Here is a 14,161-nt window from a genome sequence, read left to right as displayed (position 1 = left end):
GCGAGCCCCAGCGTCGGCCCCCAATGTGAGCCACATGGGGGGTCGTGCATTCGACGTACGTGGCCGTCCCCCGGCAGCGGGATGTCGGAGAACGAGTCCGTTCCTAGCGTGGTTGAAGCGACGTCACCATGACGACACGAGGAGGTGTGCACACATGACGATCGACGAGGCGGTTCACCGCGTCGTGCGTCAGCACTGGGTCCTGATCGCGGTCTTCATCGCCCTGCCGACCGTGCTGACCTTGGTCCTCAGCAGCCGATCAGCCGACCTGTACCAAGCGGTCGGCCGTGTCCAGCTGGGCCGTCAACTGGCCAACTCCGCGGTGGAGGCGGACGCGATGAGCCAGCGCGCACTGGGCATCGCGACCAGCCAGGGCGTGGTCCAGGTCGCCTTGGACAAAGCCGGCTTGCGGCAGAATCCCGCGGTCTTTGCGCGCGGGCACATCCAGGTCGAGCGGGTGGGCGTGTCGCCCGTCGTGGAGATCTCTGTGACTGACACCTCAGCGCAGCGAGCTGCCATCATGGCCAAGTCGATCACCCACGACGTAATCCAGTTCTCGAACCTCGGTGACCGGCAGCAGGCCCAGGGCCGCAAGGCCGAGCTGCAGAAGCAGATCAGCGCCGTCAACGAGCAGCGCGTGAAGCTCATCGGCCAGCTGAAGAGCGCATCGCCGGGGGACGTGCTGGTCCTGCAGGCGCAGCTGAGCGGCATGATCGCGTCCCAGACGGAGTACCAGCGGCAGCTGTCGGAACTCGACCTCGCGGCCATCACGGACGCCACGGCAGTCCTGCTCGATCCAGTGCGGACCCCAACGGTCCCGGTGCCGAGCGACGTGGCGCAGCGGACGGTCCTCGCGATGCTCATCGGCACCCTTCTGGGACTAGGTGCTGCTGCGACCCTCGAAACGTTCAGGCCGACTCTCGGCAGCCCCGGCGCGATCGCCGAGGCGCTGGGAACGACACACGTCGGCGACATCCCGGACCGCGACCTCGCGTCTCTTCCGTCCGTCGAGGCGATCTCCGAGATCGCCGATCGGATCGCCCTGCTCGGTCACCGGCACAAAGCCGAGCGCGCCTTCCTCGGGCCGGTCCGCGAGACGGACGACATCTTCTGCCGACTCATCGCTGAAAGCCTGGGCCCGGGTCGCCCTGGGACCGAGCATCGCCTCAGGTGTGCCGTGCTCGACGACGGGTGGGTCGAACCGACCGAGCATCCCGCCGCGGTCGTGCTCACGCCGCATCGGATCCGGGTCAAGGAGCTGAGGCCGATCATGCGCCTGATCACGTCGCTCGGGTGGCCCTTGATCGGACTCGTCACCTACGCGCCCAGCAAAGGGCCTCGACTCGCCTCGGGCCATCGCTCCCGGGCGGATGAGAGTCCACCCAGCAACCCGGACCGGGGCCCGTTGACAGACGCTCCGCAGCAGGATCTCCCCTCGGAGGACTCCGCCGAGGGCGAGGACATGGCGCAGAGCACGACGATGCCGACGCAGGGGCCCGCACCGAGGCCAGGGGGCTGAGCCGGAGATGGGCATCGCGTTTCGATCGGTCGGTCTCGTGGTCCGCTTCGACAGCTCGTCATCGAGGTGGTCCGCGCTGGTGCGGGAGTCCTGCGCCGGGCAGGAGGCCGACACCGGCACGACGGACGTCCACGTCACGGTTTGCGAGAGAGGCCGTCCGGACCTCCAGCCACTCCAGCCCCTGACGCGCGGTGCGTGGCTCTCGGGCCCAACCGTAATCCTGGCTGACGCATGTGGCAGCGGGCTGGATCTCGCGGTGGATGCGAACGGTGACGTCCTCGACGTGACCGCCTGGCCCAGCCCCTCATGGCGCCACCGCGGTTTGGGTGTGGTGGCCCCCGATCGACGGGTCCTGCTGCATCGGGCTGCCCTGTTGCAGTACCCGGCCCTCTGGTGGGCCGGTGTGCGAGGACTCGTTCCCATGCACGTCTCGGCAGCCCGGGTGGCAGGCCAGGGCATCGTGGTCGCTGGGCCAGGTGGGGTCGGGAAGTCCACCCTGCTGTCGACGCTCGACGGTACGGGCGACCTCCCCGTCAGCGACAATCTCTGCGCGGTGGGCGACGGAGTCGTGCACGGCCTGCTCGAGCCCGCGAGAGGGGCTTCCGGTCGCGGCCGTCGCATGCCGCACGGCCGACGCGAATCACGGTGGTCATCGCGGCTCGAGTCGCTGGAGGCGCAGCACCTGGTGGTGCTGCGCCGCGGCACCGAGCGCCGGGCCACGGTGCAGGGGATCAGTCCGGATACAGCGGCGCGCGAGCTGACGGGAGGGACGTATGCCGCGGGGGAGCTGCGCCGCTACTGGGCCTTCGCGGCCACCTTGGCACTCGGCACGGGACTCGGACCCGCGCACCCCCCTGTCGAGCAGGCGGCGCGCGAACTGGCCCATCGGGCCCAGTGCTCGGAGGTGGTCCTCCCCGCGACCCCGGGAGCCACGTTCGAGGAAATCGTGAGGCAACTACCGCACCGCGGAGTGGACAACGGCGCCTCTCCATCACGGTCAGCTCTCGGAAGTGGTGTCTGATGGCTCGTCAGGTGGCACATGTCGTGACACGGTGCATCGCCGGCGCGGGCGGGGTGGTGGTCCGTGGCGCGGTCTCGCTCGATCCGGCGCGCTACCACAGCGTCATCGTGACCGGCACGGCCGAAGGGCCACTACTCGACGAGGCACGACGCCACGGGATCGACGTGGTCCATGTGCCAGAGCTCATCTCGCCCATCAGCCTACGGGCGGATGCTCGTGCGCTGCTGCGGCTCGTCCGCGTGCTGCGGGAACGACACGTCGAGATCGTCCACACCCACAGCGCCAAGGCGGGCGCACTTGGGCGTGTTGCCGCACGCCGAGCAGGCGCTGGGCTCGTGGTGCACACGCTGCACGGCTTCCCCTTCCATGACTTCCAGGGCCGGCTGTCACACCTGGCCTACGTCGAGATCGAGCGCCGGCTCTCGAAGATCACCGACGCCTACCTCGCTGTCGGCACGGGAGTCGCCGTCGAGGCGATCCGGCGGGGCCTGGCCAGGCCAGAACAGATCCACACGATCGGTCCCGCAGTGGACCCACCGACCGTGCCGCTCACACCCGAGACTCGCGCTCGAGCGAGGTCGCTGCTTGGCCTGCCGCCTTTGGCCAAGGTGGTCGGAACGGTCGGAAGGCTCGACTTCCAGAAGGCACCTGAGGTGCTCCTTGACGCGATCGCACGGCTGCACAACGATCGGGCCGTCCTGGTGTGGGCCGGACACGGCGAGCTTGCGGAATTCGCGGCACAGACCATCGAGAGGCTGGGGCTCGATGACCGGGTGCGGCTCCTCGGCAACCGGCAGGACGTGCCGCGGATCCTGCCTGCCTTCGACGTCTTCGCCATGGCGAGCCGGTATGAGGGCCTGCCCTGCGTCATCGTCGAGGCTCAGCAGTGTGGCATCCCGGTCGTCGCCACCGCGGTCAATGCGGTCCCAGACGTCGTGATCCCAGGGGAGACCGGGTTGCTGGTTCCCCCCGAGCGACCCGATCTGCTCGCCAGCGCCATCGACTACGCGCTCGATCACCCTGGCGAGGCCAGCCGCTGGGCGGCCTCGGCCAGAGCTCTCCTGGGTTCCCGCTACGACCCGGCGACGCTCGGCGAGGTGCTGGACCAGGTGTACAGCCGGGGCCGGTCCGGCGCTTCCGTCCGCTCGGCTTCGCCACCTGAGTTGTCGCCATCGATTGCCCTGACGAGGCTCTGGTCATGAGGTCGGTGCCTGCTGCCGTCGAGGTGGTGCTGCCCGAGAACGCGGTCATTGCGGGGCCGATTCGTCGACCGCGATCGCCTGGCGCCGCCGCGATCGAGAGCGGCTCCCGAGTCGTGCTGGCGGGCACCTGGACGGGCAGCCGGTTGCGACTGCGCAGGAGGGCTGCCCGGCTCGGCCTCGTCGTCGAATCGGAGTATTTGGTGCTGCCGACGTGGGGGCACGCCTCTTTCGTCGTCGATGCCCACCCTGACGTGCTCGCCTGGTTCGTGCACAACCTCGCCACCGTTCCTCCGGGCCTGTCCCGCGGGTCGCGGCTCGTCGACCTGGCCTTGACTGTGTGCGCGAGGCCCGTGCTAGTTCGTTGGCTGGGTCTGCTCGCGCCGGGGAGCCTCCTCGTGGGAGTGCGGCGGTGAGCGGCGCCGTGGCGCCGCCACGACGTCCCGGCACCGCACTGGCGGACCAGCTCCACGTCCTCCTTCGTGACATCGTCGGGCCGGCCGACTGCCGCCTCGTCGTGGTCTCCATGTCGAAGGACGAGAACCCGAAGGCCACGGTGCTGGCATTCGTCGGGGCAGATCGCCATCCCAGCCTCGTCGTCAAGGTGGCCCGCACGGAAGGTGCGTCTGCATCGGTTCGCCGAGAGGCGGTGGCGCTGCACCGGCTGGCCACCCTCGACCCCGCCCTTGTCGGGCACACTGTTCCGCGGCTGGTCGACACGCGGTCGGTGGACGGCCGGGCCGTCCTCGTCACGACGGCGTGTGCCGGACAGCCGATGTCCATCCCTTACCACCGGTGGCACCACACGGCATCACCCGCACTCGTCGGGGCCGACTTCGCCGTTGCGGCGACCTGGCTGCGGCAACTGTCCGCGCTCGTGACTCCGGACCAGTCCGGTTCGGCTTGGCCAACCGGGAGCTCCACCGACGGCGTACTCGAGCTGCCCGACCGGATCAGTCGTCGCTGGCCCGGGGACCCGCTGGCGGCCGAGGTGACCGAGTGGGCCGAGGGACGCGGCCGGATGTTGCGGGTAGACCGCAGCGGAGTGGTTCACGGTGACTTCTGGTGTGGGAATGTGCTTCGTGCCGCGGATCGCGTGTCCGGAGTCGTGGACTGGGAGCATGCGGGCTGGGGCGACCCGCTGCGCGACCGAGTGCGTTTCGCACTGAGCTACGCGCTGTACCTCGATCGGCACACGCCTGTAGGTGCACGGGTGACCGGCCATCGGGCATTGGTTGCGGGCAGGTGGGGCGACCCGATTCGCTACGCCGTGCTCGGCGACACCTGGTTCCCCTCGCTGGTTGCTGACTTCGTGGGCGATGGACTGGTGGCGACGGGTCGTTCCCGAGGCCTGTGGCGAGATGCACTCGTCCTCGGCCTCGTCGAGATCGCCGCGACGAGCGACCACGCAGAGTTCGCTCGCCGTCACCTCGACCTGGCGGCGGAGCTCGGGCCATGGACCTGACTCTCCGCTCGCGCCAGGGGCAAGGTGCCGGCCGCGACCTCGACGCCAGCCGGGATCGGAGAGGGCGTGCCGTCGGGCCCGCGCTTGGGCTCGCGATAGTGACGATGCCCCTTCTCATTCCGCATGGGCCGGGCAACACGGCCCCTGCTGACGTGACGATCACCGTAGCCGTGATCGTCACCATGGTGTGGCTGCAGCGCGAGCACTACCGGGTCGCAGTCCCCTACGTCGTTCCCACCGGCCTGCTCATGCTCGCGGGGCTGCTCGCGTCCCTGCTGACCGGGGTGGAGTCCGCGAGCCTCGCCGTGGTCCAGGACGGCTTCGCCCTGCTCTGGTGCGCTGCGCTGACAAACGCGATACGCCGGCGGCCCGACTTGCTCCGCCTCGTGCTGCGGACGTGGGTCTGGTCTGGTCTCGCTTGGGCGGGCTTGCTCTGCTTCGGCAGGATCGCGGGTATCAACTGGCTCGCCGGTGTCTCCGTGCGCAACGGCACCCGGGCGTCGTTGACCTTCGACGATCCCAACGTGGCGGGGAACTACCTCCTCTGCTGTCTGGCGTTCCTGCTCGCGACCTCTGTGATCCGCCGGCGAGCGGCCCGCTGGGCAGGGGTGGCCCTGATCCTGCTGGCCTTGCTCTTCACCGGTTCCAATGGGGCGGCCGTGGGGCTGATCGTGCTGGTCGGGGTCGGGTCTGTGCTTCGACTCCGCAGGCGGTTCGGCGTCGCCGCGGCCGTGGCCGTCGTCGCCCTTGGCGGGACCATCGGGATTGTCGCGGCTCCCCTCGTCGACCTGGCGAGTGTGCAGCAGAAGGCGAGCGATAGCGCGGACATCCTTCGCGACTCCCTCGGCCGTTCCGGCGAGTCGACCGAGTCACGAGAGGTCCTCGTGTCTCAGGGAATCAAGCTCTACCTGGACGGTAACGTCGTGGGAGTGGGGCCAGGCCGGACCAAGGCAACACTGCACGACGCTGCAGCGCCCTACGTCAAAGAGGCCCACAACGACTACATCGCCACGCTCGTGGAGCGTGGCCTGCTCGGTGGTCTGGGCCTGATGCTGCTCATCTGGGGGATCGGCACCCGACTCGCTCGGGTCTCCCAGTGGCCCCGGGATCCTGCGATCGTCGCACTCGTGCCCCGCCCCGAGTTCCTCGTCGGGCTCGGGTGTGCCTTCGCCATCTCAGCGGTCTTCTACGAGGTGCTCCACTTCCGGCATCTATGGGCCTTCCTGGGCATCGTGGCCGGGATCGATCCCGCTGGTGCACCGCCAGCGAGGAGGGGCCCATGGGCGCCCTGACCCGGGTCGGTCGTCCGCGGCTCATGGTTCGACAGATCGCCAAGCTGCCGGGTCGTTCCGTGATGGGCAATGTTGCGGCTCGTCTCGTGGCACTCGCGTCGATCGCAGCGGTGACGGTGATCGTGGCGCGCACGGGAGGCGCCGAGGACGTCGGGCTCCTGGCGCTGATGCGGGTCATGCCGGGCCTCGTCGGGGTCCTCGCCGCCTCCGGCCTCCCCAGTGCGACGGGCTACTTCGTGGCCGGGCCCCATGCCGGAAACGCTCGACTGTGGCCGACGATCGGCCTGGTCATGGTGGTCGGGGCGCTCCTCGGCACGGCGGTCTGGGCGGTGCTGACGCCGACGATCCATCAGCACCTCATGTCCACGACGACTCCTCAAGTCGTCCTCGCCGTGGGCGCCACGGTCGCCACACAGCTGCCTGTGGCCGTGGGCAAGTCCGCCCTTCAGGCAATGGGGGACTCTCGCGGAGCGAATCTCGCGACGGCCGCTGAGGAGGCGGCCTTCATCCCGGCGTGGTGGCTCGCCTGGGCCGTCGGTCTGCGTGGTGGCTGGCTTCTGGTGGTTGCCCTGCTGCTCGCCGACGTGGTCGTTGCGGTGTGGGCCTGGCTCCGCATTGCCCGGCGGGCGTCCGCCGGCGGTGCGCGATTGCTTGGCCGCCCGGACCGGGAACTCGCCACGGACATGGTTCGATTCGGCGCCCGTAGCCAGGTCGGGGGGCTCGTCATGCTGCTCAACCTGCGTCTGGACGTCATCGTGCTGGGCCTGTTTGCCGGTCCCGCGCCAGTCGGTGTCTACGTCGTGGCCTCGAAGTTTGCCGAGCTCCTCAGGCTGCCGGCCCTCGCCCTGTCGTGGGTCATCTATCCGCGAGTGGCGCGCGAGGGGGCCGCCATCATGCTCAAGCAGGCTCAACGATGGCTCCCCAAGCTGCTCGTGCTTGGCGTCGTCACCGCCCTGGGCCTGGCCGCGTCGGCCTTCGTGGTGCTGCCCGTTCTCTACGGGCCGGAGTTCGTGGATGCCGGCTGGCCGACAGCGGTGCTCGCCCTCGGGCTGGTTCTCCAACCCGTCGCCGGGGTCGCGACGGGCTTCCTCATGGGCGCAGGCCGACCAGGGCTCAACTCGGCCATTCTCGGTGCCGGGCTCGTCGTGACGGTGGTTCTCGACGTCATCCTCATCCCGGCCCACGGTGCCCTGGGCGCCGCATGGGCGAGCGCGGCGGCCTACCTCATGACCGATTCCATGCTCATCGCGTCCGTGCGATCGACCTTGTGGCGGCCGAACACGGGGGAGGAACCTTGAGGCGGCTGACGACCATCCTCGTCACGTTCGTGCTGGCCGCTGCAATGGGCGCCTGCTCTGGCACCGGGAACGCGATCGAGCCAACCCATGCAGCCGGCAAGCCACGTGAGCAGTACGTGGCGTTGGCCGACGCGGTCCTGGCACAAGGCGCCCAGGCGTGGGTCGAGGCCGACCTGGTCAAGGCATGGCGTGCTGGTCCGGAGCGCTTTGATTCCGTGGTGGGCGTCGTGGCGGCATTCGTCGCTCGATCGGGCATCGGGGGAGTCAAGATCGCGGACGAGTTCGGCTACGGGGACGGGCTGGGGGCCTCCGATGCCCAAGATGCCCTCCGGAGCATGACAGCTGCGATGCACGACCGTGTTCCGGATCGGAGGGTGCTCATCGATGTCGTCGTTCCGCAGCTGGGCTGCCTGGCATGGCAGGAGTCGGCCTCTCCGGGGACCCCGGGAGCAGCGGGCTGGGCCACCGCGACGCCGGAGGCGCGCAGCAGGATGCGGCGCTGCGCCGAGGCTGAGGCTGCGAAGAACCCGGCGGCGACGATCGCAGCCGTCGACGGTTATGTGCGAGATGGCGGGATCGACGTGCTCGACCTCAGCGCCGGCCTGCGTGACGACGCAGAGTATGCCGCCTGGGGGACAACCCGGGACGCGGCCATGACCGCGATCTGGGCGGAGGCTTCTCGTCGGTGGGGTGACCGCGTCACGTTGCAGGCACGCAAGGCGCTCGCGCACGATGGTGCCTACGACAAGCCTGCAGCGACAGCAGAGGCCGATGTGCACACGTTCGTCGACATTCCCCTCGCCAACGGCGCAAAGGCCGTCGACGTGTGGACGTGGAGCCAGCCCTACCGGGGCACGACGCGTCAGCTGACCGATCCGGGATTGGTCGACAACGCGCTCGTCACTGCGTTGCGCGCTCGCCGAGAGCGTGGCGCGAGCCTGTGGACGCACATGACGCCGTCGTCCCTGCAAAAAGGGTTGGAGGCCGACGTCCGGGCCGCAACCTCGATCTTCGGCACGGTGTTCGTCACTTCGGGGACTGGCTGAGCTCCAACGATCGGCTGGCAGTCGGTGCCTGTCAGGCGTGGTTGCGCAACACGACGAAGGGCTCGACCGCCGTGCCGCCAACGACGCTGCCCCAGTAGGCGGCCCGCTCGGCCAACGCCCGTAGCGACCGTGGGTGAGGGTAGTCGCGCAGCTCCGGCTCGTAGCAGGCCATGGCGTCAAGCTTGCGCTGGAGCGTGGCGCCCACGTCGACGAACCACGCTGGTTGGAAAGCCGATCCCGTCATGGGCCAGGCCCATTCTGTTGAGGATGGCGTGTCGAAGGCTAGTAGCCGGCGCACCGACGGCGCCGCGTACGGGCGGCAGGCCGTCCAGGTGGCTCGGGCGACGACTCCATGGTCGGAGTTCACGTCCGAGGGGTTGTGCGTGTAGATGATCTGCGCCCCGAGACCCGCGACGATCGACTCGACTGACTGCGTGACCTCCAACAGCGGTAGCGCATCCAGCCGCTGATCCGGCATCGACAGGAACTCGATGCTGCTGAAGCCGATCACGGCGGCACTGCGCTCGGCGCAGTCACGCAGGGTGGACGTCATGGTGTCCTCGTACCGAGCCGTTGCTCCTTCGGACAGGACCACCGCGTGCACATCGTCGCCCGCGTCGACGTGTTTGGCGAAAGTCGCTCCGGCGCCGAGGATCTCGTCATCGGGGTGCGCCGCGATGACGAGGACGGTGCTCACAGGCCGGCTCCCAGCGGTCGGGGGCGATGACCGAGTGCCCAGGCCGAGGTCTCCTCGTCGGGGGCGGTGAACTGCGTTCCGGGCCCCAGTCCAGCGACGGCAGCGAACTCCGTGGCTGGCATCGGGTGCGCGCCAGCCTGCCCCATCTCCGTCACGACGAGACTGCCCGGGCCCGCAGCGACGCGGACACCCGTGGCGTCGACCTCCAGCACCTTTCCAGGCGTCCCGGCGGCGTGATGACGGAGTGGGGGCAGGCTGCTCCAGAGCATGACTTGCTCACCCTCGTGGTGGGTGAAGGCCCCGGGATAGGGGGCGGTCTGTGCCCGGATCCAGTTGTGGACCTCGGTCGGCGTGCGGGTCCAGTCGGTGACGCCCATCGCCGGCGTGCGTTTGGGGAGCAGGCTGGCGCCCTGCTCGTCCTGGCGGCGCGAGGTGGCCCGGCCCTCCAGCAGGGCGGCGAGATTGTCGCGCAGCATCGTCGCCCCGAGGGCGGCAACGCGCTCGTAGACCGTCGCGCACGTGTCATCGAGGTAGATCGGTGTGGAGCGCTGGTCCACGATCCCCCCGGTGTCCACACCTGGGTCCAAGAGCATCATCGTGTTGCCTGTGCAGGTCTCCCCACGCAGAATCGCCCAGTTCACGGGCGCTCGTCCCCGGTTGCGAGGGAGCAGGGAGGCGTGGAAGCCGATGCACCCGTGCCGTGGGACGGCCAGCAGCTCGGCACCGATGAGTCTCGTCCATCCGATCACGGCGATCAGGGCCGGGTCGAGGTCGCGGATCGCTGAGATGCTAGCGGGCGCATTGACGTCGTCGACGTACAGCACCCGAATGCCACGGTCCCTGGCCGCAGTCGCCAGATCGATCGCGCCGGAGACCCCGGCGGCCGCCTCCGGCGAGAGGGTGACGATCGCGCCCAGCTCCGCGTCCGGATGCTCGTCAATGGCGCGAAGGCCGTCCATTGCTTCGTGCACCGCACCGATGAGGACCACCCGGTGGTTGCCCATGGCGTGAATCCTAGGACTCGACCCACGGGCAACGACCTGAATCACTAATCTCGATGGGAAGGAGACGCACGAACGAGGGTGAGTGGTGATCCCGAGAGACGGATTCCTTGGCGTTCACGGTGCCGACCCGGTGAGTGTGGATGTCGGCCTCGTGGAGCGCGGTCTCGCACTCGCGGGCTTGGTCGTGACCGCGCCGGCGATGGCGGTGGCCGCGCTGGCCATCCGGCGGAGCTCACGGGGCCCCGTCCTCTTTCGGGCGGAGCGGGTTGGGCAGGAAGGACGTCCCTTCACGATGCTGAAGCTACGCACCATGCACACGGGCTCCGAGCAGCTCGGGGAGATCACTGGGGGCAAGGACGTCCGGATCTTCCCGGCGGGCCGGGTCCTGCGTCGACTCAAGCTCGACGAGGTGCCCCAGTTGGTCAATATCCTGCGCGGTGAGATGGCGTTCGTCGGTCCGCGTCCCGAGGCCCCGGCGATCGTCGAAAGCCACTACCGACCGTGGATGCGCGAGACCTTGCGCGTTCCCCCCGGCGTGGTGGGTCCGGGGAGTCTCTGGTACTTCCAGCAGGAGGACGCACTGCCTCCGGACGCCGACCTGGCGGAGTCGTTCTATGTCGAGACCCTGCTGCCGCGCAAGCTTGCTCGCGAGCTCGTGTTCGTGCGACGGCCCTCACTTTCTTATCGTTGTGAGCTGGTGGCCCGCACCCTGCTCGGGATTCTCGGGCTGGGCCGGCTGATGGACTCCTATCGACTGAGGGAGGAACTCGAGGCCGAGCGATTGCTCGCGCAGGTGGAGGCGGAGGCGGGAGATGAGCCAGACCACCGGCGGCCGGCGCTGATCGAGGACTGAACGCCGGACCCCGTCCCCATCAGCCACGCAGGCGCACCGAGAGGCACGTGACGCAGCCCTCGAGCTTCTCGAACTCGGAGATGTCGACCAAGGTCACGTCGTGTCCCAGGCTCTGGAACAGGTGCGCCGTCCGGGGCGCCGCCGCGGACATGAGGACGGACAGGCCGCCCAGCAGGACGACGTGGGCGCCGGCCGGCTCGGGCACAGCCAGGAAGTCGGGCCACCGGCGCTGGTCGTCGACCGTTGCCTCGTGCCCGATGACCGTGCCCAGCGGGAGCGCCGTGACAGCCGACTTGAGGTGCAGTGTCCGAGTGACCGGCACCCGATGAACCGTGACCCGAGAGCCCGTCGGTGCCCGTCTCACCGCCTGCTCCAGCTGGGCGATCCCCGCGTCGTTGGAGCGGCCACCGATGCCGACCCAGATCTCGCGGCCCCACTTGAGGACATCGCCGCCATCGAGGGTGCCGGGGGCCTCGATCGGCACGCATCGGTAGCCGACCTGCTCCAGCGGCTCCCGGAGGCCGGCCTGCTCGGCCCGTCGCGCCGGCGCACCCGAGCGGCAGAGCACGGCGACATCGCCGAACACTACGACCTGGTCCTCGACGAAGACGCCGTCGGGGCAGTCGTCGACGGCAGGAGCCTCGAGGACCTCCCAGCCCCGGCGCTCCAGTGCGGCGCAGTACTCCTCCCACTGCCGCAGTGCGAGGTGGGCGTCGACCGACGGGGACCGCTCGACGTGAGTGACGATCCCGTCTGCGAGGCGGGGTGATGGTCGCCGGACGAGGGCGAGGCGGCGATGCACCACGCGAGCCTACGCGGCCCCCGGGGCAACCCTGGACGCGGTGCCGAGCCGCTTTACGCCGGAAGGGTGCCGCGAACGAGACTGTCACCCGAGTGCGCGGGCTGGTCGTCGAAGGATTCGCGGGATATGTCCACGACCACGTAGCCCTGGTCGAGCAGGGACTGGCTGATGGGGAACAGGCCCTTCTCGGTGTCCAGGACCCCGATCGACACCATTCGCTTGCCGTCACGGTTGATGAGCCAGACCTCGAGATAGCCGTCGCCGGCACTGAGGGCGCTGGTGGTCGCCACCTCGAGCTTGACCCCGGAACCGGTGCGCACCAGGGCGGCCTCGCCCAGGCGCTGTTGCGTGTCCAGTGTGTCCAGCTCCGCCTGGGCGGCCGGCATTGCCGGGGCAGCCTCGTCCCAGACGGCTCGCCCGGTGAGCAGGCCAACCACCAAGCCGGCAGCGGCCATTCCGGCCGCCCAGGGCCACCTGCGCCTGCGCTGACGGATCGGTTGGTCGGGTCTGCGCGCCCCGATCGGGACGACGCCCGCTACATCGTCGGCGACCCTCGCAGCGATCCGGTCCCAGACGCGAGACGGCGGGCTCTCCCACGCGCCCGGAGCCCCCAGGGCTGCCGCGCTGCCCGCCACGAGGGCGGCTGTCCGCCTGAGCTCGGCCACGGTGTGAGCGCACTCGTCGCAGCGTTCGAGGTGCTCACGCGCGCCCGGTGCCAGCTCGTCGAGGCCGAGTGCCGCGCCGGCGAGCTGCTCCTCATCAGGGTGATACATGGTCCACCTCCTTGAGCCTCTCTCGCAGCTGGAGCAGGCCTCGCCGAATGTGGCTCTTGACCGTGCCGAGCGGAAGCCCGAGCGCCTGTGCGATGTCGTCGTGGGACCGATCCTCGAGGAAGGCCATCTTGATCACCGCGGCCCGTGGGTCGCCCATCTGCTCGAGCTCGTGGACGATGAGCAGACGCTGGGCCCACTCGGCGTCGTCGGTGACCGGAGGCGTCGCCGCCGACTCGAGGGCCACGGCCTGCAGGTTGCGGTGGTTGCGGTACCGCTGCGTGCGCAGGTCGGCGATCCGGTGCCTGGTGATCCCCACGAGCCAGGCCTGGATGCTGCCGTGCTCCGGTCGGAAGGTGCGCCGGCCGTTCCAGGCAGAGACGAAGACCTGCTGGGTGACATCCTCCGCGTCGGCCGGGTCGCCGAGCGAACGCAGCGCGATCGTGTGCACCAGGCTCGACCAGAGCCGATAGATCTCGGCCAGCGCGTCGGGAGAGCCGACGGCCAGGGCCTTGGCCAGCTCGCCAGTGTCGGCTCCGGCCTCGTCGCGCACGGACACGGCAACACCATATCCAGCGGAAATCATCGGAGCGGAACTCCGACGACGACGAGGTTCTCCTCGTAGGTGTGGGTCGCCTGGTCGAAGCGGCCGCCGCACGTGATCACATGAAGGCGGGCCGGGCCCGTCCTGTCGAAGATGGCCTCGAGGTCGAGCCCCTCCTTCTCGAGGTGGGCGACCTGGGTGACCCGGTACCGCCGCACGATCGAACCGGAACGAACGGTCAGCACGTCTCCTCTGCGCAGCCGCTCGAGGCGCGCGGCTGGGCCTGTGCCGAAGTCGGGCATGTCGCGGTGGGCGGCGAGAACGGTTGCGCCTTCCTTGTCCCCGGGTCGGGGGCCGTACTCGTACCAGCCCATGACAGCAGGACTCGGTGGCAGGGCCATCTGCCCGTTCGTGGCGACGCCCACCGGCCGCACCAGCATGGAGATGCCCACGCTGTCGGCCTCGAAGCGGGCCGGCGCCGGCAGCGTCGGCGCGGTGGAGGGTGACGCGGTGGAGGGTGACGCGGTGGGGTCGGTTCTCCGGGGTGGCTCGGCCGGTGGAGTCAGTGGGGCAGCCGTCAGGGGAGCGGAGACCCCGCCCGGCTCCGGCCCCGCCTCGGACGGAAGGGTGAGCCACGCTGCGGCGCTGCCC

Annotated in this window: 15 protein-coding genes; 9 read left to right on the top strand and 6 right to left on the bottom strand. The window is 69.7% G+C overall.

Annotated features, from left to right (window positions below; translation table 11 throughout):
• Window positions 1–154 precede the first annotated feature (154 nt).
• The 8 genes from VIR15_RS15050 to VIR15_RS15015 all read left to right on the top strand — a co-directional run bounded on the left by VIR15_RS15050 (window position 155) and on the right by VIR15_RS15015 (window position 8,840).
• Window positions 155–1,519: a YveK family protein gene (locus VIR15_RS15050; protein ID WP_331929129.1), complete on the top strand. Its 1,365-nt coding sequence runs from the start codon at window positions 155–157 to the stop codon at window positions 1,517–1,519.
• A 7-nt stretch (window positions 1,520–1,526) separates the two neighbouring features.
• Entirely contained in the window at window positions 1,527–2,540 is a 1,014-nt protein-coding gene (locus tag VIR15_RS15045; RefSeq protein WP_331929126.1) for a hypothetical protein, read from the top strand.
• A complete protein-coding gene (locus VIR15_RS15040; RefSeq protein WP_331929124.1) occupies window positions 2,540–3,742 on the top strand; it encodes a glycosyltransferase in 1,203 nt (400 codons plus the stop codon). The genes VIR15_RS15045 and VIR15_RS15040 overlap by 1 nt, the downstream gene beginning before the upstream one ends.
• Entirely contained in the window at window positions 3,739–4,155 is a 417-nt protein-coding gene (locus VIR15_RS15035) for a hypothetical protein (protein WP_331929121.1), read from the top strand. The genes VIR15_RS15040 and VIR15_RS15035 overlap by 4 nt, the downstream gene beginning before the upstream one ends.
• Window positions 4,152–5,204: an aminoglycoside phosphotransferase family protein gene (locus tag VIR15_RS15030; protein WP_331929119.1), complete on the top strand. Its 1,053-nt coding sequence runs from the start codon at window positions 4,152–4,154 to the stop codon at window positions 5,202–5,204. The genes VIR15_RS15035 and VIR15_RS15030 overlap by 4 nt, the downstream gene beginning before the upstream one ends.
• A gap of 152 nt (window positions 5,205–5,356) precedes the next feature.
• Window positions 5,357–6,496, top strand: a complete 1,140-nt coding sequence (locus tag VIR15_RS15025; protein ID WP_331929116.1) for an O-antigen ligase family protein — start codon at window positions 5,357–5,359, stop codon at window positions 6,494–6,496.
• The gene (locus VIR15_RS15020) at window positions 6,484–7,794 is read left to right on the top strand and encodes a lipopolysaccharide biosynthesis protein (protein WP_331929114.1); all 1,311 of its coding nucleotides are present in this window, start codon (window positions 6,484–6,486) and stop codon (window positions 7,792–7,794) included. Before VIR15_RS15025 ends, VIR15_RS15020 begins: the two co-directional genes overlap by 13 nt.
• Entirely contained in the window at window positions 7,791–8,840 is a 1,050-nt protein-coding gene (locus VIR15_RS15015) for a hypothetical protein (RefSeq protein WP_331929112.1), read from the top strand. Before VIR15_RS15020 ends, VIR15_RS15015 begins: the two co-directional genes overlap by 4 nt.
• Window positions 8,841–8,871: 31 nt before the next feature.
• On the opposite strand, the gene VIR15_RS15010 is transcribed toward VIR15_RS15015, so the two are convergent.
• The gene (locus VIR15_RS15010) at window positions 8,872–9,537 is read right to left on the bottom strand and encodes a PIG-L deacetylase family protein (RefSeq protein ID WP_331929109.1); all 666 of its coding nucleotides are present in this window, start codon (window positions 9,535–9,537) and stop codon (window positions 8,872–8,874) included.
• The gene (locus tag VIR15_RS15005; protein WP_331929107.1) at window positions 9,534–10,541 is read right to left on the bottom strand and encodes a methionyl-tRNA formyltransferase; all 1,008 of its coding nucleotides are present in this window, start codon (window positions 10,539–10,541) and stop codon (window positions 9,534–9,536) included. Before VIR15_RS15005 ends, VIR15_RS15010 begins: the two co-directional genes overlap by 4 nt.
• Before the next feature lie 130 nt (window positions 10,542–10,671).
• On the opposite strand from VIR15_RS15005, the gene VIR15_RS15000 reads away from it, so the two are divergent.
• Complete coding sequence (locus tag VIR15_RS15000) at window positions 10,672–11,394, top strand: sugar transferase (protein ID WP_331929104.1); 723 nt, start codon at window positions 10,672–10,674, stop codon at window positions 11,392–11,394.
• A 19-nt stretch (window positions 11,395–11,413) separates the two neighbouring features.
• Here VIR15_RS15000 and ddaH read toward each other — a convergent pair whose 3' ends face one another.
• From ddaH to VIR15_RS14980, 4 genes are all read right to left on the bottom strand, one after another.
• On the bottom strand, window positions 11,414–12,196 hold the full coding sequence (gene ddaH / locus VIR15_RS14995; protein WP_331929102.1) for a dimethylargininase: 783 nt from the start codon (window positions 12,194–12,196) through the stop codon (window positions 11,414–11,416).
• Window positions 12,197–12,249: 53 nt separating this feature from the next.
• Window positions 12,250–12,969 carry an anti-sigma factor domain-containing protein gene (locus tag VIR15_RS14990; protein ID WP_331929099.1) on the bottom strand — a complete coding sequence of 240 codons (720 nt, stop codon included), beginning with the start codon at window positions 12,967–12,969 and terminating at the stop codon, window positions 12,250–12,252.
• The gene (locus tag VIR15_RS14985; protein ID WP_331929096.1) at window positions 12,956–13,525 is read right to left on the bottom strand and encodes an RNA polymerase sigma factor; all 570 of its coding nucleotides are present in this window, start codon (window positions 13,523–13,525) and stop codon (window positions 12,956–12,958) included. Before VIR15_RS14985 ends, VIR15_RS14990 begins: the two co-directional genes overlap by 14 nt.
• Window positions 13,526–13,548: 23 nt before the next feature.
• Window positions 13,549–14,161: class F sortase (locus VIR15_RS14980; protein ID WP_331929094.1), on the bottom strand; the 613-nt coding region annotated here is incomplete at its 5' end.

Origin of the sequence: Intrasporangium sp. (genome assembly GCF_036566125.1) — a bacterium.
Lineage (GTDB): Bacteria > Actinomycetota > Actinomycetes > Actinomycetales > Dermatophilaceae > Intrasporangium.
Note: the sequence above shows the minus strand (reverse complement) of the source record. Positions and strands in the feature narration are given on the sequence as shown.